General features: G+C 35.3%; 18 protein-coding genes and 1 pseudogene. 9 read left to right on the top strand and 10 right to left on the bottom strand.

All coding sequences use genetic code 11. The annotated features are described in order from the left end of the window. Positions 1-263: 263 nt before the first annotated feature. From AC23MB_RS06255 to AC23MB_RS06235, 5 genes are all read right to left on the bottom strand, one after another. Positions 264-2,030 carry an AMP-dependent synthetase/ligase gene (locus AC23MB_RS06255; RefSeq protein ID WP_313028682.1) on the bottom strand — a complete coding sequence of 589 codons (1,767 nt, stop codon included), beginning with the start codon at positions 2,028-2,030 and terminating at the stop codon, positions 264-266. Further along, a complete protein-coding gene (locus AC23MB_RS06250; protein WP_313028681.1) occupies positions 2,031-3,056 on the bottom strand; it encodes an NAD-dependent epimerase/dehydratase family protein in 1,026 nt (341 codons plus the stop codon). It abuts the gene before it with no gap. Positions 3,057-3,120: 64 nt separating this feature from the next. Then, entirely contained in the window at positions 3,121-3,900 is a 780-nt protein-coding gene (locus AC23MB_RS06245) for an alpha/beta fold hydrolase (RefSeq protein WP_313028680.1), read from the bottom strand. A 76-nt stretch (positions 3,901-3,976) separates the two neighbouring features. Then, complete coding sequence (locus AC23MB_RS06240) at positions 3,977-4,699, bottom strand: pyridoxine 5'-phosphate synthase (RefSeq protein WP_312322896.1); 723 nt, start codon at positions 4,697-4,699, stop codon at positions 3,977-3,979. Between the two features lie 14 nt (positions 4,700-4,713). Beyond that, positions 4,714-5,979: a mechanosensitive ion channel family protein gene (locus AC23MB_RS06235; RefSeq protein ID WP_312322897.1), complete on the bottom strand. Its 1,266-nt coding sequence runs from the start codon at positions 5,977-5,979 to the stop codon at positions 4,714-4,716. A gap of 67 nt (positions 5,980-6,046) precedes the next feature. Between AC23MB_RS06235 and AC23MB_RS06230 the strand changes: the two genes are divergently transcribed. Next, positions 6,047-6,535, top strand: coding sequence for a DUF456 domain-containing protein (locus tag AC23MB_RS06230; RefSeq protein ID WP_312322898.1), 489 nt, complete (start codon positions 6,047-6,049; stop codon positions 6,533-6,535). Positions 6,536-6,565: 30 nt separating this feature from the next. After that, positions 6,566-7,048, top strand: a complete 483-nt coding sequence (locus tag AC23MB_RS06225; RefSeq protein ID WP_487786776.1) for a hypothetical protein — start codon at positions 6,566-6,568, stop codon at positions 7,046-7,048. A 1-nt stretch (position 7,049) separates the two neighbouring features. On the opposite strand, the gene AC23MB_RS06220 is transcribed toward AC23MB_RS06225, so the two are convergent. Continuing rightward, on the bottom strand, positions 7,050-7,691 hold the full coding sequence (locus tag AC23MB_RS06220) for a uracil-DNA glycosylase (protein ID WP_487786775.1): 642 nt from the start codon (positions 7,689-7,691) through the stop codon (positions 7,050-7,052). Positions 7,692-7,783: 92 nt separating this feature from the next. Between AC23MB_RS06220 and AC23MB_RS06215 the strand changes: the two genes are divergently transcribed. The 4 genes from AC23MB_RS06215 to AC23MB_RS06200 all read left to right on the top strand — a co-directional run bounded on the left by AC23MB_RS06215 (position 7,784) and on the right by AC23MB_RS06200 (position 11,867). Further along, positions 7,784-9,145, top strand: coding sequence for an AAA family ATPase (locus AC23MB_RS06215; RefSeq protein WP_487786774.1), 1,362 nt, complete (start codon positions 7,784-7,786; stop codon positions 9,143-9,145). A gap of 58 nt (positions 9,146-9,203) precedes the next feature. Further along, a complete protein-coding gene (gene prfB, locus AC23MB_RS06210) occupies positions 9,204-10,313 on the top strand; it encodes a peptide chain release factor 2 (RefSeq protein ID WP_409507775.1) in 1,110 nt (369 codons plus the stop codon). Positions 10,314-10,398: 85 nt separating this feature from the next. After that, positions 10,399-11,085 (top strand): VTT domain-containing protein, encoded by a 687-nt coding sequence (locus AC23MB_RS06205; protein WP_419309916.1) that lies wholly within the window; start codon positions 10,399-10,401, stop codon positions 11,083-11,085. A gap of 101 nt (positions 11,086-11,186) precedes the next feature. After that, the gene (locus AC23MB_RS06200; RefSeq protein WP_487786773.1) at positions 11,187-11,867 is read left to right on the top strand and encodes a Bax inhibitor-1/YccA family protein; all 681 of its coding nucleotides are present in this window, start codon (positions 11,187-11,189) and stop codon (positions 11,865-11,867) included. Positions 11,868-11,902: 35 nt separating this feature from the next. Here the strand turns inward: AC23MB_RS06200 and AC23MB_RS06195 are convergent, their stop codons facing one another. After that, on the bottom strand, positions 11,903-12,217 hold the full coding sequence (locus AC23MB_RS06195; RefSeq protein ID WP_487786772.1) for a DUF4286 family protein: 315 nt from the start codon (positions 12,215-12,217) through the stop codon (positions 11,903-11,905). A 172-nt stretch (positions 12,218-12,389) separates the two neighbouring features. Between AC23MB_RS06195 and gyrA the strand changes: the two genes are divergently transcribed. From gyrA to fsa, 3 genes are all read left to right on the top strand, one after another. Then, positions 12,390-14,981 (top strand): DNA gyrase subunit A, encoded by a 2,592-nt coding sequence (gene gyrA, locus AC23MB_RS06190; RefSeq protein WP_487786771.1) that lies wholly within the window; start codon positions 12,390-12,392, stop codon positions 14,979-14,981. 12 nt (positions 14,982-14,993) lie between these two features. After that, positions 14,994-16,376 carry a tetratricopeptide repeat protein gene (locus AC23MB_RS06185; protein ID WP_374329857.1) on the top strand — a complete coding sequence of 461 codons (1,383 nt, stop codon included), beginning with the start codon at positions 14,994-14,996 and terminating at the stop codon, positions 16,374-16,376. Between the two features lie 87 nt (positions 16,377-16,463). Further along, on the top strand, positions 16,464-17,117 hold the full coding sequence (gene fsa, locus AC23MB_RS06180; RefSeq protein ID WP_312322456.1) for a fructose-6-phosphate aldolase: 654 nt from the start codon (positions 16,464-16,466) through the stop codon (positions 17,115-17,117). A gap of 62 nt (positions 17,118-17,179) precedes the next feature. On the opposite strand, the pseudogene AC23MB_RS06175 reads toward fsa, so the two are convergent. The 3 genes and pseudogenes from AC23MB_RS06175 to AC23MB_RS06165 all read right to left on the bottom strand — a co-directional run bounded on the left by AC23MB_RS06175 (position 17,180) and on the right by AC23MB_RS06165 (position 20,569). Next, positions 17,180-18,010: pseudogene (locus AC23MB_RS06175) on the bottom strand (GLPGLI family protein). Positions 18,011-18,089: 79 nt separating this feature from the next. Further along, complete coding sequence (locus AC23MB_RS06170; protein ID WP_487786770.1) at positions 18,090-20,210, bottom strand: M56 family metallopeptidase; 2,121 nt, start codon at positions 20,208-20,210, stop codon at positions 18,090-18,092. Continuing rightward, entirely contained in the window at positions 20,210-20,569 is a 360-nt protein-coding gene (locus AC23MB_RS06165) for a BlaI/MecI/CopY family transcriptional regulator (RefSeq protein WP_079668116.1), read from the bottom strand. Before AC23MB_RS06165 ends, AC23MB_RS06170 begins: the two co-directional genes overlap by 1 nt. Positions 20,570-20,632: the final 63 nt, after the last annotated feature.

Raw genomic sequence — 20,632 nt, 5'->3', positions numbered from 1 at the left:
TTGCGTAAATGTTTTATTTTCCTAGGACTTCCGTTCTAGGCTATGATAATTCATCCCTTCGGAATTTTATAACATATATCATACATTCTATTCATTCATTAAATCGTCCCTTCGAAATTTTTAAAAATAAATTCACCTTTTAATAGGATTACATCCTATTCTTTATTAAATCGTCCCTTCTAACTTTTTAAAAATAAATTCACCCTTTAATAGGATTACATCCTATTCTATAATAAATCGTCCCTTCGGGACTCGATTTTCAATTAATGACCTTTGTACATTTCTTCGATAAGATCAGCAAATTTTTCTAAAACCACTTTACGACGAACTTTCAAAGTTGGTGTCATCTCACCTAAATCCATTTGGAAATCTCGAGGTATCAAACTTATTTTTTTAATCTTTTCGTAAGATGCTAAATCTTTTTGAAGTTCATTTATTTTTTGATTGTAAAACTCCACAACTATCGGATTTTTAATTAAATCCTCGTGAGATTGATACGTAATATTTTCTTGTTTTGCTTTTTCTTCCAAAGTTTCAAAATTTGGAACAATTAAAGCTGTTACATAAGATCGACCTTCTGCAATAAGAACCGCTTGTTGTACAAAAGCATCGTTGGTCAAAAGATTCTCCGTCGCTTGTGGTGAAATATACTTCCCATTCGAGGTTTTCATCAAATCTTTGATACGATCAGTAATTGTCAAATTGCCTTCGGCGTCAATCGTTCCGCAATCTCCCGTCCGGAACCAACCATCTTCTGTAAAAACTTCCGCTGTTTCTTCTGGACGATTGTAGTAACCTTTCATGATGCCATTTCCTTTTGCAAGAATTTCTTCGTCATTACCAATTTTAATTTCAACGCCTGGTAACGTACGACCAGTTGTCCCAAATTTATATTTAGTTAAAGGATAAAGCGCCAAAGTTGCCGTCGTTTCAGTTAGTCCGTAGCCAACCGTCAAATGAATGCCCATCGCATCAAAAAATTTTGCAATCTCAGGAGAAATTGAAGCACCACCACAAGGCATAAACCATAATCGACCACCTAATTGTCCTTTTATCTTTTTGAAAACTAAAGTATCGGCAAGATTATATTTTAAACCCAATCCCAATGGAATTGATTTTTCTTGTCGTTTTAATTCGTGATATTGAGAACCAACACCCAAAGCCCAATTAAAGATCTTCTGTTTAGTTGGTGAAAAACTCTGAATCGTTTCTTGAATTTTAATATAAATCTTCTGATAAAATCTCGGAACCGAGCACATCATCGTTGGTTGCACAATCGGCAATTCTTCCGCAATGGCTTTTGTATTCGTCAAAAACGAAACTTTTGCACCGCCAGACATTGCTAATAAAGTCCAACTTCTTTCGAAAACGTGAGTTAATGGTAAAAACGCAAATGAATGTTCGTCTTCAAAGTTCTTAAATTTAAAAAATTCAAAATGTGCGTCAAAAGCTTTCACAAAATTCCCATGCATCAACATCACGCCTTTTGGTGTTCCTGTCGTACCAGAAGTATAAATGATGGTCGCCAAATCATCTTCTTGCATATCCAAAATCTCCAAGTTTTCGCTTGCAGGTTTTATGAATTTTTGAAGATGAATACTTTGGTCGTGAATAATTCTTTCGTAAGTTTTGGTAACGATAATTCTTTCAAGACTTGGACATTCTTCCAACAAAGCAATCGCGTTGTCGTAATGGTCTTTGTTACCTGTCAAGATAATTTTTGCACCCGAATCGAGGATAACATGCTTGGCTTGATCTTTAGTATTGCTCGAATATATCGGCACCGTTACTGCACCAATCGCCAAAGTCGCCAAGTCCATCGTAATCCACTCTGCCGAGTTGTCAGAATAGATCGCTACACGGTCACCTTTTTGTATGCCGGCTTCCTTCAATGCATTTGCGGTTTTGAAAACCACCGTCTTCAATTTTCTCCAATTAAGATGCGACCATCCTGCTCCACTTTTGAAACCGATAGCTTGCTTTAGAGGATAATTTTGTGCATTGGTTATCAAGAAATTTGCAATATTCATTTATTTATCTTGTATATAATTTTTCAAATGAAAATCGAAGCTTTCCGAAACGGGCATAAAATCGAAATTCAATTGTTTTTTAATTTTTTGATTGCTGAGTTTGGACTCAGAAGTTATGGCTTCAATATTAACTTTGTTCGCCATACGAAGACTCGGAATAAGCCAACCAAATAGCATGTTAAGCGTTTTTCCAATATTTAAAACAGATTTAGAAATAATTTTGACTGGTGATTGACCAACAGCTGTTCTCACTTTATTAGCGATGATTTCATTTTTAATATTTTCAGAATTTAAAACAAATCTTTGATCAAATATATTAGAATCCATCAACTGAATACTAATTTTTGCCACATCACGAACGTCAACATAACCTGATGATCCATCTGTCGAAAAGCCTGATTTTGCAAGTTGTCCAAACATCTCACCACTACTACTCGACCAATTGCCAGAACCAATGATAATCGACGGATTAACGATGACAACATTGAGTCCTTCAGCTGCTGCGCGCCAAATTTCCATTTCAGAGAAATGTTTGGATTTAGCATAAGCTGAATGATCTAATTTAGAATTAAAATCGCAGGTTTCGTCCTGTAATTTTTCGTCATTAAAACCATCTAAAACCGCTACAGAACTTACAAAACAAAATTTTTCGACACCAGAATCTTGTACTGCGTAAAGTAGATTTTTTGTTCCTTCGATATTGGTTTTGTACATCAAGTCACGATCTTTCGGGTGAAAGCTAACCTTTGCCGCACAATGGTAAATTTCGGAGACATTTTCAACGGCTTTTTCTAAAGAAAAAATATCGTCAAAATCGGTATTAATCCATTCGATTTGGTTAAAATAAAAATCAGGCTGATCGGTATAGAATTTATAAGAATTCAAAACATCTTTTAAATCGCTATTTGGACGTTTGGTAGCACGAACTTTACGTCCTTGTTTCAGAAGTTCTAAAACAATAACGCGCCCCAAAATCCCCGTTGCACCAGTTACTAAAATGTATTCTTCCTTCGGATGTGCCTCCAAGCTGTAGTTTTTATAAAATCAAGTTCCGACAAAGATACGCATTGAAACTCTAAATTAAAACCTCTTATTTATCAAACAAAAATGCTTTAACTGCAATTGCAAAATCAGTTGGATTATTGGCTTGCACCCAATGCGAGGCATTTGGAATCTCTACCAAATTAGAATTCGGAAACTGTTGCTTGATTAAGAAATCGTCTTGCGGAAGAATATAATTGGACTTAGAACCTTTTATAAACAAAGTCGGACCATTGTAAACACCAAATTTGATTGCGTTAGACACAAATTCTGTATAGTTATCCGCCAAAGTTTGTAGGTTAAAACGCCAGTCCAACTTCTTATCCTCTGTCCAATAAAGATTCTTCATCAAAAACTGAATAACAAAAGTCTCTGGGATAAATTCTTTGAGAACATCTTCCACATCGTGACGCGATTCAACTTTAGAAAAATCAACCGACTGCAAAGCTTTAATAATACCTTGATGATGTGCTGGATATGCTTTTGGCGAAATATCAACAACGATAAGTTTTTCTATTTTTTCAGGGAAATTAATAGCGCATTGCATTACCGCTTTTCCACCAAGAGAATGTCCCAAAAGATAGGCTTTATCCATGTTATGAGCATTCATGTAATTGATAATATCGTTTGCTAAATCATCATGCGTCATCGACGACGAATGAAAACTTCTGCCGTGATTTCTAAGATCCAACAAATGCGTTGGCATCATTTCTCCAAATTCTTTCCCGAAACTTCCCCAGTTGTCGAGCATTCCGAAAAGTCCATGTAGCACCAACAAAGGCGTCCCAGCCTTATCTTCTCCGTATATTTTAGAATGTAATATTTCCATTTTAAAACTTTTAATTTTGAATTTTAGATTTTAAATATTTTCCAAAATTCATAATTAATAATTCATCATTTATGTTCTACCATTTCGCCAATCTCTTCAGATAAGCTTGGATGGTGTTTTCTAATCCCATGTACAAAGCTTCCGAAATCAAAGCATGACCAATCGAAACTTCCAATAAGTTAGGAATATTGTCAGAAAAATATTTTAAATTGTCTAAACTTAAATCATGTCCTGCGTTAATTCCTAAACCAAATTCGGTTGCTTTAAGTGAAGTTTCGTAGTAATCTTTAATCGCTGCTTCAGGATTATTTGGATATTCTTTTGCAAAAGCTTCTGTGTAAAGTTCGATTCGATCTGCTCCCGTTTTTGCTGCCCACTCTACCATTTCGGGATATGGATCTAAGAAAATCGAAGTTCGAATTCCCGCATTTTTAAAAGTCGAAACGATGTCTGTCAACTTATCCAAATGCGTTTTACAATCCCAGCCAGCATTTGATGTAATCGCATCTTCTGCATCAGGAACTAAAGTTACTTGCTCAGGCTTCACTTCCAAAACCATTTTAATAAAATCTGGATAAGGATTTCCTTCAATATTAAATTCGGTTGTGACCAAAGGTTTTAGATTATAAACATCTTTGCGAGTGATATGTCTTTCATCAGGTCTTGGATGGATGGTAATACCTTGTGCGCCAAATTTCTGCGCATCGATTGCAATTTGTGTTACACTTGGCACATCGCCACCTCTTGCATTTCTTAAAGTTGCAATTTTATTGATATTGACACTTAGTTTTGTTGTCATTTTTTAATTTGATTTTAAATTTTATTGACTTGCATAATCTCCAACTCAAAGTCTTGCGCTGCGACCAAAAGATGGTCAAAAATATCTGACTGAACGCGCTCGTAGTCTGCTAAATTCGAGTAAATTGTAAAACAATAAATCTCCAATGGAAGACCTTGCGTTGTGTTTTCGAGTTGTCGAACGAGGATAATTTCCTTCTGCTCGATATTAGGATTATGTTTAAGATAAGCTTCTACATACTTTCTGAAAACCCCAATATTGGTCAATTGTTGACGGTTGAGATCATTTTCAGGATTGTGATAATCGTTTTGTTCCCTTGCGATTTCGGAACGTTTGGTTTTAATATAATCAGAAATTAAATTTACTTTTTCTAAACGATCTAGATCTGCTTCTTCTAAAAAATGAAAAGATTTAATATTAAAAATCATCGAACGCTTTATACGACGAAGATTTCCTTCGGTCATCACTTGATAATTTCGAATTTCGGTGGTCATCAAATCATAAGTCGGAACGGTAGAAATTGTCTTATCAAAATTCATAATTTTGGTTGTTAAAAGACTAATTTCCATAACATTACCCTCCAAATTATATTTCGGAATGCCAATCCAATCACCAACTTTCAAACTTCGAGAGGTCGCCACATGGATCCCTGTTACAAAACCCAAAATAGTATCTCTAAACACCAAAACCATTACTGCAGTAATTGCCCCAAGACTTCCCAAAATTGTCCCAGCACTGATGTTAAATATGATTTTGATAGCGATAAAAAACAAAATTACACCACCAAAAATCTTAACGGTTTGCGAAATCGCACGAAAAGCAATCAATTTGTAACTGTCTTTTGTAAGGATATAATACTTCTCAATCGCGTTGTAAAGTCGCAAGCCCAAACCAGCGATAACAACAACTTGCCCAATGTCGACAATCTTATCGAGAATACCTTTAGTAATCTTATGCATGCCCGCATAAAAAATGGAATCCAGAGCAAACGTACAAAGACCCAACGCAATAATGTGCGCAATTGAGTTAAAAAAACGAGCTTTAATTAAAGAATAGACAAATGGATACTTTTCTGGATTCGAAAAATATTTTGAAACCAGTTTAAAGCCTAATTTGATTAGAAAATCTACTAAAAATAAAAAGCCTAATAGCACCAAAATTTTGGACGTCACCTGAAAAATCCAAGCAGCATCACCTCGAAAATACTGTGCAAAAAAAACATTAATCTGGTCACTAATGTTTTGCAAAAAATCTTTGGTATCGTCCAATTCGTCTTTCATATTTACAAAATTAACAATTTATTTTTCACCTTACCGAAAATCCTTATTTTTAACTCAAATTTAGAACATGGAGGAAGGATTAATCACACTTGTCAGCATCATATTATTAATCATCGGGATTCTTGGGACGTTTCTCCCCGTATTACCAGGATTGGTCATAAGTTTGGCTGGCTTTTTAATTTTTAAATTTGGGACAGATTCGGATATGCCGATGTTGTACGTTTGGATTTTCGGAATTTTGACAGCAATTTCTGCGGTTCTCAATTATGTAATTCCTGCAAGAACTAATAAAAAATATGGCGGAACACGCTGGGGAAGCATTGGCTCGTTTGTTGGGACAATTGCAGGTATGTTTTTAATTCCGGTTCCTTTTGGCTTTTTAATTGGGATGCTTTTGGGCGTATTAATCGGAGAACTTCTGCATGACATGAACGACAAGAAAAAAGCTTTCAACTCTATGAAAGGCGCTTTAATAGGCTTCCTTTACGGGACAGGATTTAACTTCATGGTCGGAATGGCAATGTTTTTGGTAGTTATGTATTATGCATTTTTTTAAATACATTTAAACCTCACAAAATATTAAACTATGATACGTCCTGTTTTATTAACAACAATCCTATCTTTAGGAATTTTAAGTTGCGAAGCGCAGAAGAAAACAACAACTTCTACATCCAACTCTAGTTCAACTTCTACTTCGACTAGCAGCCAATCAACAAACACATCAGGTTTGAAAAAAGTAAACATCGATATGGGCGATTATAAACAAATCGCAGGTACAGATCTAAGCATAAAATATAACGGAATTATCGAAGATAGCCGTTGTCCAGAAGGTATGACTTGCGTTTGGTCAGGCGTTGCAGTTGCGGAGATAGAAGTTATGACGCCAAGTTCTCGACCTAGAACGATACAATTAGCAACGACCGAAATGGAATCTCGCGGTCTTAAAAAATCCGAAACAGTATATGGCTACGACATTAGTTTAAAAACCGTGTCGCCTTATCCTTCCAAAAATGAAAAACCAGCTGGCACCAAAAATTCTATCGGTTTAGAAATTCAAAAGCAGAAATAAATTACCAGTCAATCGCAGATTTTTGTTTCGATATTAAATATTCGTTGATTTTAGAAAAAACTTTACTTCCATAAAATCCACGATGTACCGAAAACGGCGATGGATGCGCAGATTGAAGAATAAAATGTTTAGCAGGGTTTATTAATCCTGCTTTTTTTTGTGCAAAAGCACCCCACAATACAAAAACAACATTTTCCTTTTCCTCCGAAATTTTTTCGATAATAAAATTGGTGAACTTTTCCCAACCCAAATCTTTGTGCGAATTGGGTTCGTGCGCTTTAACCGTCAATGTTGCATTCAGTAGTAAAATACCTTGCTTTCCCCAATCATCTAATTCGGTTTTGGAACGTTCTATATTGAGATCATTTTTTAATTCAGTAAAAATATTTTTAAGTGATGGTGGCGCCTTAACACCTTCGGTCACAGAAAAACAAAGTCCGTTGGCTTGGTTGTCATTATGATACGGATCTTGACCAATAATCACGACTTTAACCTCATCAAAAGGCGTCAATTCTAAAGCACGAAAAATCTGTTCTTTTGGAGGAAAACATTTACTAGACTTATATTCATGATTAACATTTTGCCACAAATTTTTAAAATAATCGCTTTCTTTTATCGGTTTTAAAATCTCATCCCAAGTCATTTGACAAAATTAATTGTAATAATTTTCATGAACAAATGTCAGCACAAACCAAGTTTGTATAATTTTTGATAATTTAGAACAAAAGAAAGAATATGCTTAAAGATTTTTCAAGTCTTGCAAAAGACATCAACATACCTACGGAGAATTTAAAAAAATTCGTTCAAGATTTTGAATTAAATATCGACTCTGTCATCAATGACAAAATGCAAGCGACGCCAGAATTTACAAAATTTGTGAAAGAACAAAAAGACTTTCTATCAAAATATAGCAGTGACCTAGAAAAAGAGAAAACACCAAAAGACATCGCCGAAACAATTTCGAAACCAATAGAAGAAGTTGATGATTTAATTAATAAAGAACACAAAAATCTTTTTGACAACGGACTTTACAAAGCGTCTGTGTCTAGTTACAATATCGATCGAGAATTAGGAGGCGATTATCAATTTGTGTATGATTATTTTGGGAAGAAAACGCCACTTTTCCAAAAAGATTTTATCGGTTATAGCGATTTATATTTTTACATTATCGACATGCTAGAGCCTTTCACCGACGAGAATCAGCTTAACAATTGGGGAATCCATCGTGCAGCTGGAATTATTCTCTATGGTCCTCCAGGAAGCGGAAAAATATTTTGGGCAAAACGCATTGCAAAAATTATCGATTACAAATTCGAGGAAATCCGAAAATCTTATCTGAAAACTAATTTCTTTAATAACGAAAAATCGGATTTTAATGACTTTTTAGTTAGCATCATGAAGCAAGAAAAAATCCTTCTGTTCTTAGATGATTTCGATGTTATTATGGAAGAAAAAGAAAGTCAAGATGGTTACGCTTGGGAGCTTAAAGAAACTAAAAATATTATTTTCCACACCATCGATAAGTTCGAGAAAGAGCACATCTTAATGATTGGCGCTGCAAAAAATGTCTCGGATATAGACTCAGAAATCCTTGCGCCAGGACGCTTTGATGTGATGATTCCGATTTTCCCACCGAATCCGCAAGAACGCGCCGAAATGATTTTGTATTATATGTTACAGCATCTTACCGACGACGCGACTTTACTAGAAGTTTTAAAATACAACAAAGCCGATCAACTGCCTTTCTGGAGAGAGACAGCGCAAAAGATGAAAGTTTTTTCCAATACGATGATTATTGACTTTACGCAAAGTCTCAAAAAAAGAATCCGTAATCTTTATCTTAAAAAAGAAGTTATAACTTTAAAAATTAATCAGACAATTTTGGATGCTGCGCTCAAAGAAGCTGCCGGCAAATTAACACAAGAATATCTCAGCAGTATACATTTATTTTTGCAAGAAGTAAGCATTAATTCGGAAGAAGAATTTTATCCAAGAATTTTGACCTTGCAACAAGAGCTTCAATTCTACGTTAGAAAAGAAGAACATGTGCGAAGTATAGGTTTTAATAAAGAAGAAAATCCCGAGAATAATTCATAGAAAATAGCCTTAAATATTTTTGAATGTCTAATTTTGCAAAACTAATTGATAAAAACCCGTGATCAACAACGACCAGATAAAAGACATCAGTGCCAGAATTAAGGATTTGCACAAGTATCTTCAAATCGAAAAAAAGAAAATCGAAATAAGTAATGACGACGAAAAAACGGCGGCTCCAGAATTTTGGGATAATCCAAAAGAAGCCGAAGTTTTCTTAAAACAGCTTCGATCTAAGAAGAAATGGGTGGAAGATTACGAAGATATTTTTAGTGAGTTCGAAGATTTACAAGTTTTGATAGAATTTGCAAAAGAAGATGCAGACAGCGAGAAAGAGTTGGACGAAAACTTCCCAAAACTTGTCGAAAAAATTGAAAACTTAGAATTCAAAAACATGCTTTCTAATGAAGGTGATGAACTTTCTGCAGTGCTTCAGATTACGGCTGGCGCCGGCGGAACCGAAAGCTGCGACTGGGCGGGGATGTTGATGCGTATGTACATCATGTGGGCAGAAAAGCAAAACTATAAAGTTAAGGAGCTTAACTTCCAAGAAGGTGACGTGGCTGGTGTCAAAACGGTGACTTTGGAGATAGAAGGCGAATTTGCTTTCGGTTATCTAAAAGGTGAAAATGGCGTCCATCGTTTGGTGAGAATTTCGCCATTTGATAGTAATGCGAAGCGACATACGAGTTTTGCTTCGGTCTACGTTTATCCTTTGGTGGACGACACCATAGAAATTAATATTAACCCAGCAGATATTAGTTTTGAAACTATGCGTTCGTCAGGCGCTGGTGGACAGAATGTTAACAAAGTAGAAACCGCCGTTAGACTTCGACACGCACCGACTGGCATTATCATAGAAAACTCCGAATCCCGCTCTCAGCTTCAGAATAAAGAAAAAGCCATGCAACTCTTGAAGTCTCGACTTTATGAAATGGAACTTGAAGAAAAAATGCGTGCGCGAAACGAAATTGAAGCTAACAAAATGAAAATTGAATGGGGAAGCCAAATCCGAAATTACGTTATGCATCCTTACAAATTGGTAAAAGATGTACGATCGGGATATGAGACTTCGGATGTCGATGGCGTGATGAATGGCAACATAACCCCTTTCTTAAAATCCTTTCTAATGGCGGAAGGGCAAGCCGAAGCTGATGAAAATCAGTTTTAAAAACCGATAAATTTTAACTAAAATTAACGCCCCTTATCATAGATAAAATTAATCAATTAAGTATATTTGCGACACAAAAATTAATATGGAACACTTTGAAAGCTGGAAAGACTTGTTAAACCCCGAGTTTTACATTAAAATGGGTGGGTTTTGGCTAATATTATTCATCATTTTTGCAGAAACTGGCCTTTTCGTTGGTTTCTTTTTACCGGGAGATTCTCTATTGTTCGTATCGGGAATTTATGCAGTAGAAATTGTTAAAGAATCACTTGGTGGGACGGGCAACGACCTTCTAGACACGAGCATTCTTGCAAGTTGTATTTCTTTAGCTGCAATCATCGGTAACGAAGTTGGATATTATTTCGGCGTTAAAACTGGACCAGCTTTGTACAAACGTCCTGACACAATGCTTTTCAAAAAGAAGTATCTTTATCAAGCACATGATTTTTTCGAAAAACACGGTAGTATGGCTGTAATTATGGCAAGATTTTTACCCGTTGTAAGAACTTTCACCCCGATTGTTGCTGGTATTGTTAAAATGGACAAGAAAAGATTTTTGCTGGACAACATTATTGGTGCAGTGCTTTGGTCATTCAGTTTGGTATTTGCAGGACATTATTTGGATAAAGTTTTTAAAGATCAATTCGGAATCGATCTTAAATCTCACCTAGAATGGATCATTATTATCATTGTTCTTGTTACGACACTTCCTGTCTTAATCAAATTTGTATTTGGAGGTCCAAAAGAAGAACCAAAAGGTCCACAAGAATAATTTTTTCTTAAATTATATACAAAAGAATCTCAAATGAGGTTCTTTTTTTGTTGGAAAGTAATATTTTTCTATATTCGAAAAAGAATAAAAAATAACGCAATATGCAAACATTAGTATCACAAGCTACCGACCTAGAAAAGGCGGAGTTTTACAAGAAAACCTACGGACACGTTGCTCTAGCTATCTTGGCTTTCATCGTTGTCGAAACTGTATTAATTAATATCGTCCCAGAACACTATATTTTTGCAATGTTTCAGCAGAAATTCACTTGGTTATTTATCCTTGGTGCATTTTGGTTGGCATCAACATTAGCCAACAAATGGACACTGGCGCAAAGTCGATCTACACAATATATGGGGCTTGGTTTTTATGTATTATTAGAAGCGATCATCTTCTTACCAATCATGTATATTGCCGTTGGATACACTGGTCTAGATGTCATCTATCAAGCTGCAATTCTTACATTAGCTTTATTTATTGGACTTAGTGCTTACGCTTTCTTTAGTAAAACTGATTTCTCTTTCTTAAGATCCATCATCGTTATTGGAGGATTTGTCGCTTTAGGACTTATTATTGCAGGTGCAATTTTCGGATTCAACTTAGGCCTTTGGTTTTCTGTAGGGATGATTTTGATAGCATCTGCGAGTATCCTTTACCAAACCAATAAACTAAAAGACACTTATACTACAGACCAATATGTAGGGGCATCTTTACAATTATTCTCATCAATTATGTTATTATTCTGGTATATTCTTAGAATCTTGATGAGTAGAAAGGATTAATCAAATCGCTATATAAAAAAGAAAAGGCTCGGATGTTAAAATCTGAGCCTTTTTTGATTTAGCATGGTTGGAAAAATCATCACCTCCTGTCCAAAAACCTTGTCGATGCGTTCAGCAATATTTGGAAGCTCACTTAAGAGAAATCCTTCTCGAAGTTCCTCATTTGCGAAGACCAAAAGAAGATTAGTATTACGACCTTCCCTTACCATGTCCGTACTAACTTCTGACAGAATATATTTGTCCACATCTATTAAGTTTTCGACCATGTTATGAAGCTCATTATCACAATATTGGTCCCATTCTGGGAGGCGATTTTCGGTTGTATGAAAAGTGATACTTAAAATACTCATTTATTTGATTTTAATTAGACAATAAGTTGAATTTGATAGGCAATATTAGGCAAAATTTTCGTATTTTAGCAGATGCGTTTGCTAATGGAAAATTTTAGCAAAAATAGCATTAAAATCAATTTTAAAGAACTAAAAAATAGGGAATTTTCCCGGTTAATTTTAAAGAATATAGATGAGATCAGAAGGAGAAAAGTTAATTCCTATCAACATTGTTGATGAAATGAAGTCCTCTTATATCGATTATTCGATGTCGGTAATTGTGTCCAGAGCCTTACCTGACGTAAGAGACGGATTAAAACCAGTACACAGAAGAGTACTTTACGGGATGTATGGCTTGGGTGTTTTTTCTAATAGAAAATATTTAAAATCTGCCAGAATTGTTGGGGATGTTTTGGGTAAATATCACCCACATGGCGACCGCTCGGTTTACGATGCAATGGTACGTATGGCTCAACCTTGGAGCCTTCGCTACGAGCAGGTAGATGGGCAAGGAAACTTCGGATCTATGGACGGTGACCCGCCAGCAGCAATGCGTTACACCGAAGCTAGACTTAAAAAAATCTCTGACGAAATCCTTGCAGATCTTGACAAAGAAACTGTAGATTTCCAAAATAACTTCGATGACAGCTTAACAGAGCCAACGGTTTTACCAACGAAAATCCCTAACCTATTGGTGAATGGTGCATCTGGTATTGCGGTTGGTATGGCAACTAATATGGCGCCACACAACTTGTCAGAAAGTATTGATGCAATTTGTGCATATATCGATAATCGCGAAATTACGATTGATGAATTGATGAAGCATATTATTGCGCCTGACTTCCCAACTGGTGGTATTATCTACGGTTACGATGGCGTTAGAGATGCTTTCCATACAGGTCGTGGGCGTATTATTTTGAGAGCTAAAGTTGGCTTTGAAGAAATCGGAAACCGTAATGCAATTATCGTTTCAGAAATTCCTTATCAGGTTAACAAAGCTGAAATGATTGCAAGAACTGCAGAGTTGGTTAAGGATGATAAAATCCCTGGAATTTATGAAATCCGTGACGAGTCTGACAGAAACGGTCTTCGTGTTGTTTATGAATTGAAAAACGACGCGATCCCGAATGTTGTACTTAACTTATTGTACAAATATACTGCACTACAAACTTCTTTCAGTGTTAATAATATTGCCTTGGTTAAAGGGCGTCCAGAGCAACTTAATTTAAAAGACATCATTCATCATTTCGTAGATCATCGTCACGTTGTGATCGTTAGACGTACAGAATACGAATTGAGAAAAGCGCGTGAAAGAGCGCATATCTTAGAAGGATTCATGAAGGTAATCGGAACGCAAGAGTCTTTGGACAAAGCGATTTCTATTATTCGTCATAGTGCAAATCCAGCGGAAGCAAAAGAAGGATTAATTGCAGAATTCGATCTTAGCGACATCCAAGCTCAAGCGATTCTTGACCTAAGACTTGCTCGTCTTACAGGAATGGAATTGGACAAAATCCGTGATGAGTACGAGCAAATCATGGCTTTAATCAATGACTTGGAAGATATTTTAGCAAACGAACCGAGAAGATATCAAATTATTAAAGATGAACTTCTTGAAGTTAAAGAAAAATATGGTGACGAAAGACGTTCAGAAATCGATTATTCTGGTGGAGAAATGTCAATCGAAGACCTTATCCCAGATGAGAAAGTTGTATTAACAATTTCGCACGCTGGTTATATTAAAAGAACACTTCTTTCAGAATACAAAGTTCAGTCAAGAGGTGGCGTAGGTAACCGTGGCGCAACAACGCGTGACGAAGATTTCTTAGAATACATCGTTACAGCAACCAACCACGAGTATTTATTATTCTTTACTGAAAAAGGAAAATGTTTCTGGTTAAGAGTATTCGAAGTTCCTGAAGGTTCTAAAACGGCTAAAGGTAGAGCGGTTCAAAACCTTATCAACATCGAACCAGATGATAAAATTAAAGCTTACATCCGTACCAAAGATCTTAAAAACGAAGACTACACAAGCCAAATGAATGTTGTGATGATTACCAAAAACGGAACCATCAAAAAAACATCATTGGCTGCATATTCTAGACCAAGAACTAATGGTGTTAACGCGATCGAAATTCGTGAAGACGATATGCTTTTAGGTGCTAAATTAACGAACGGAAGTTCTGAAATTATGATCGCTTCTAAAGGTGGTAAATGTATTCGTTTCCCAGAAGAAAAAGTACGTGCTGTTGGTAGAACATCAATTGGTGTACGTGGTATCGACCTTGGAGCGGGTGACGAAGTAATAGGTATGATCGTCGTTAATGATTTAGAAAATGATACTGTATTAGTTGTTTCAGAAAAAGGTTACGGAAAACGTACTGCTGTTGAAGATTATCGTATCACAAACCGTGGTGGTAAAGGTGTTATTACACTTAACATTACAGAAAAAACGGGCGATCTTATCGCCATCCAATCAGTTACTGACGAAGATGGATTAATGATTATCAACCGTTCTGGTGTTGCTATTAGAATGAACACTGCCGAACTTCGTGTGATGGGTAGAAATACACAAGGTGTTAAATTGATTAACCTAAAAGGAAATGACGAAATTGCTGCGATTGCAAAAGTAGAAATGGACAAAGAGGTTGAAGATGAAGAATCTGAAAACGGAGAAGCAACAACTAACGAAGATGGTACAACAATTGTAAAGGAAACATCTTCTGAAGAAAATCCAACATCGGAAACTATGGAAGAAAACCAAGACAACAATAACGAAGAATAAATTTTAAAATAAATGAAAAAAATATTTTTAAGCTTAACAATGATTGCGGCTTCGCTGTCATTTGCTCAAAAAAAAGAAATCGCTAATGCAGTAAAGGCTGCAGACCAAGGCGATGTTAACGGAACTGCGGCTGAAGTATCAAAAGCTGAAGCTATTTTCGGAGACAAAATCTATTTATTAGAGCCATCTCTTCAAGAACAATATTATTATGCTAAAGGTCTTGGCCTAGTAAAAGCTGGAAAAATTGCGGAAGGCGCACAAATCCTTTCAAAAATTACAGATTTAGGAAAGTCTACAATCTATTCAGGTAAAGACAATGACAAAAACAAAGTTTACTTTGTTGGAAAAGAACAAGCTGATAAGCTAGGTGCTGGATTATCTTTAAAAGAAGAAAAGTATTCTCCATCTTTAGCTAGTAAATTGGGTAACCAACTCAATGCGTCATACCAAACGATTAACAAAAAAGCTTATGACCTTTATCAGGCTAAAGATTTAGCTGGTGCAGCAAAACAGTTCGAAGAAGCTTACTATTTATCTAAAGCTGCAGGTGCCGAAAACCAAAGTTTGCTTTATTCTTCAGCTGTGTCTTATGCGCAAGGTAACAAGAAAGAAGAATCTGCAAGAGTTTTCGATCAATTAATCGCAATGAATTATACAGGTGTTGAAACCGTATATACTGCTAAAAATAAAAAAACTAATGCTGTTGACAACCTAGATAAAGCGACTTTTGATCTTTATAAAAAGATGGGCGCTTCTAGTGATTATACTGACTTTAAAGAAGAAAAAACACCAAGCAAAGAAGAGGAAATGTACGACATCCAATCTGCTTTGTTAATGGAAATGGAAAAGTATGATCAAGCCATTGATGTTGCACAGAAAGGTCTTAAAAAATTCCCGAACAACGCAAAACTTGGTAATACTTTAGGACTTGCTTATTACAAAGCTGGAAAAACTGAAGAATTTGTAAATTCATTAAAGTCTCAAATTGCTAAAAACCCTAACGATGCAGTTAATTACTACAATTTAGGTGTCGTTTTAAGCAAAGATGCTTCTAAACAAAAAGAAGCTGAAGAGGCGTTCAACAAGTCAATTAGTCTTGATCCTAGCAATAAGAATGCATTAACCAATATGGTATATCTTATCATGGGGGACGACTCAAAAACAGTTGATGAATTCAACGCCCTTAGAAAAGCTAAGAAAATCGATGAAGCTAACAAAGTGATGGAATTACGTCGTGCAAGGTTTGCAAAAGCAATCCCATATGCAGAGAAAGCTTATGCATTAGACCCTAAAGATGCCGACATGGTTTCTTTACTAAAAGGACTTTATAATGCGACGCAAAACACAGCGAAGTACAACGAGTTTAAAGCTAAAGAAGCTGAACTAAAAAAATAAAAAAATTGGAGGCCTTGGCTTCCAATTTTTGTTTAAAGGAAAATAATTAAACTATCTTTGTAATTAAGATTTTAAAACTAAAAAATAATGAAATTTTTCATCGACACTGCTAATTTGGAGCAGATTAAAGAAGCTCAAGACTTAGGAATTTTGGATGGTGTTACAACCAATCCATCGCTAATGGCTAAAGAAGGTATCGCTGGTAAAGAAGCAATCAACAAGCATTATGTTGACATCTGCAACATCGTTGATGGTGACGTTTCTGCAGAAGTTCTTTCAACAACTTATGAAGAAATGATCAAAGAAGGTGAAGAGTTAGCAGCTTTACACGAAAGAATCGTTGTTAAAATCCCAATGATTAAAGACGGTATCAAAGCGCTAAAATACTTCTCTGACAAAGGCATCAAAACCAATTGTACATTAGTATTCTCAGCTGGTCAAGCCTTGTTAGCTGCTAAAGCTGGCGCTACTTATGTTTCGCCGTTTTTAGGAAGATTAGATGATATTTCTGTTGATGGTATCGAGTTAATCCAAGAGATCAGAACAATCTACGATAACTATTTATTTGACACTCAAATTTTAGCAGCGTCTATCAGAAATCCAATGCATATCATCAATTGTGCAAAAATTGGTGCTGATGTTATCACTTCGCCACTTCCATCAATCCTTAACTTGTTAAAACACCCATTAACAGACAGCGGATTAGCACAATTTGTTGCTGATGCTAAAAAAATGAACTAATCATTTTATTTATACATATAAAATCCGAAGTTTTTAGCTTCGGATTTTTTTGTTTTAAAAATTTATTTAAAAGACAATTCTATTTTGTTATTGTCTTTTTTAAGTTCTTCTTTTAACTGAGCTTCGCGCTCCTTCATCCAACGATTATCGCCTTCCGCTGGCATCATGATAATCCCGCCCATAGTTGCTTGTTTGAAGCCTTGTGTGGGATCTTTCGCATAATCATCCAGCAACTTTTGATATTCTTTCATATTTAAAGTCAATTCGTTTTTTGGTTTTTTGAAATTTTTAACCTCTTCAGCAGTTAAGGTTTTAATACCTTTCAGTTCCAAAATATGAGATTGCGTCTTATCTTCAATTTTAACAATTAAACCAGGAAGTCCAGAAAACTTGTAAGGATCGTCCTGCAACGGAATTTCGTTAGCAAACCACGCCGTCCATTCTCTTCCCGAAAAATCTAAAGTTGCTTTTTGCGTCTGCCACTTCCCTATTTGTTATTTATCCGGAAGTATTTTCCAAGTTAGTTTTCTTTCGTCTGCAATTTTATAGCGATTCATTCCGATACGGTTATGCAATTCTGTTTTAAAATCAGGGTAAGTTTTTGAAACCGAATAACGTTCTGCATCGACCTTCATATTAGGTTTAATATTAACCATCCCTGTTGCTTTTAACTCCATTTCTAAAGCTGCACGAACCAACGAATCCGAACGATAAGCCGTATAACTGTAATATTCTGAACCTTCTTTGGATGTATCCAAATACATCATTTCGATACGTTGATTAGCCTTATTTGTGGAATCTTTGACCAATTTGTATTCATAAATGTAACGCTGATTTTGCGCGAAAAGGTTTAAAAAATTTAATGCTAAACAAAAAATAAGTAATAATCTCATAGTCTTAATTTATTAAAAAAACTGCCTCATAATTTAAAATAAAATAGAGGCAGTATGTGTAAATATAACTGTGTGTGGTTTATTTAGTTTCGATTCTTATTTCACCTTTGTCATTGTATTTATTAACATTAACATTTTTGATATCTTTTGGTGCAATTTTATCCATTTCCGCTTTTGTAACTTCTTTACCATTGATGAAAAACTTCATTTGTCCTGAAGAATAATTTCTAAAATCTAATCCATCAATTGTAAAAAGATTATCATTTTTGAATAACGTAATTCCGCTAGAAGGCGCAGCAAAGATTCTTGGCGCAGCAATTGTTTTTGCAGAACTAACAACCCAAGGACGATCAACCATTGATTTTTCGCTTCTCAAATCTTTACGCTTTTCGTTTATTTTTTTCTGAAGCTCTTGGATTTCTTTTTTACGTTTTTCGTACTGACGTTTTTCTTTAGCCGTCATCTCTCTACCAAACCCAATGTCTTCAAAACCAAAATCCTTGAATTCGAAAGTCGGTAAATCCTTCAGTATTTTTTCCAATTCGATATCTGACATTGCAAAATCAGAAAGATTTAAGACGCGATTTAGTTTAGACCCATCATTTGCACTTATATAATCTTTTCCGTTGTAGATATAGACATTGCTACCACTTTTAGCAGCTTCTTCGATTTTCTTTTTCCATTCTGGCGAGTTGAATTTTTCCTCCATTTCTGCAGAACGCTTTTCGATATCAGCCATTTTCTTTTTCCACTCAGGAGAGTTGAATTTTTTCTCCATTTCGGCAGCGCGTTTTTCGATATCAGCCATTTTCTTTTTCCACTCAGGAGAATTATATTTTTTCTCCATTTCTAAAGCACGTTGCTCCATGTCTGCGATTTTCTTTTTCCACTCAGAAGAATTGTATTTTTTCTCAATTTCGGCAGCATTTCTTTCAATTTGCGCTACTTTTTGTTTCCATTCCGCAGAATTGTAATACGCATCAATTTGTTTGGCATAGTCGTCTGATCTTTTTAACATCGCTTGATAACGGTCAGAGTTGATGATTTTATCAGCTTCATTTGCTAAAGCTTCAACTTCTTTCGTTTTTGCAAGATACTCTGGTGAGTCATCTTTTTTTGCTTTTATTAAATCATTGATTGCTTTGTTTTTATCAGAGATTTTTTTATTGATTTCAGAAATCAATTTGTTATCATTACTAATCTGATTGTTAACAGACGAAAGTCCTTCCTGAGCAGACTTAACCGCTTTAGGCATCGAAGACAACGATATTGTATCGACAATCGTAGTATCTTTTTTCATACCTTGGATTGCTTGTTCAATTTCAATATTTGTCTTTTTTATTTTTTGGTTTTTCGCGTTAACGAGGTAGGCGAAAGACAGCATAAACAATAGCGGCAAAGCAAAAATCCTGCGCGCATAACTGTATTTGGTTTTACTTTTAGTAAGCATTTTTAATCTTTTTTTGAGGTTAGATGATAAAAATGGACTTGTCGCTGGCAAAGTCGTCCCCGGAAAGTGACTCTCCAAAAGCATCTGCGCAAATGCCTTGGTGTCAGAACGTTTAACAGCTTTGTTGTCCGCTAAGTATTCGTGTATAAGATTGATTTCTTTATTAATGATATAGAAAATGGGATTCATCCAAAAAACAGACTTCATGATTTGCATAAACAGCTTATCCCAAGTATGTTTTTGCTCGATGTGTACCATCTCGTGCTTTAGGATTTGTTGTCCTACAGCAGATTCCATTTGGATCGATTGCTTCCAAAATAGATTTCTAAAAAACGAAAACGGTGCTTCGTCTAGGTTGGTTTGGTAAAACTTAATACCCTGCAATTCCTCATGAGGAAATAACTTTTTGATGTGATTGATTCTTATTAAACTTATTACTAATTTTGCTATAAGTACGACTGAAACAAGTCCAATAACAGCATAAAAAATTTGATGAATAGTGATGCCATGATTAATAGGATTTTCGGTTGATTGTAAATTTTGAAACAAAAATATAAGCTTCGGATTAACATCTATCGTGAAATACGACAGCTTTAACAATGGCAGACTAACACTTATTATTACCGTTAATAGTAAATAAAACCGGTTATAATGGTGAAAAGTTTTGTCTTTTAAAAACAACAAATAGTAAGCGTACATCACCGCTGAGCAAGTGATCATCTTGAGACAATATAATAGAAAAGCGTCCATTAGTCTTTGTTTTTGAGTTCGTCCAAAAGTTTTTCTAAATCTTCAACGCTGATTTCATTTTTTTCGACTAAAAACGACACCGCATTTTTATAAGAGCCTTCAAAATAGTTTCTTACGAGACTTTTGATGCTTCTACCACTGTAACTTTCTTTAGACACCAACGCAAAATATTCGTGTTGTCTTCCAAAAGTTGTATAGTCGACAAATCCTTTTTCCATAAGGATTTTAAGGATGGTAGATACGGTGTTAGTGTGCGGTTTGGGCTCAGGAAAATGTTCTAAAATATCTTTTAGAAATCCTTTTTCTATTGTCCACAGATACTGCATGACTTGTTCTTCCGCTTTTGTCAACTTGTTCATAATCTTCAGTTTAATATATCAATCAATCTTATATCACTAATTTCTTAGTAATACAAATGTAGA

The organism is Soonwooa sp. T0.1_25 (assembly GCF_057652215.1).
This window is presented reverse-complemented; position numbering and strand designations above follow the sequence as displayed.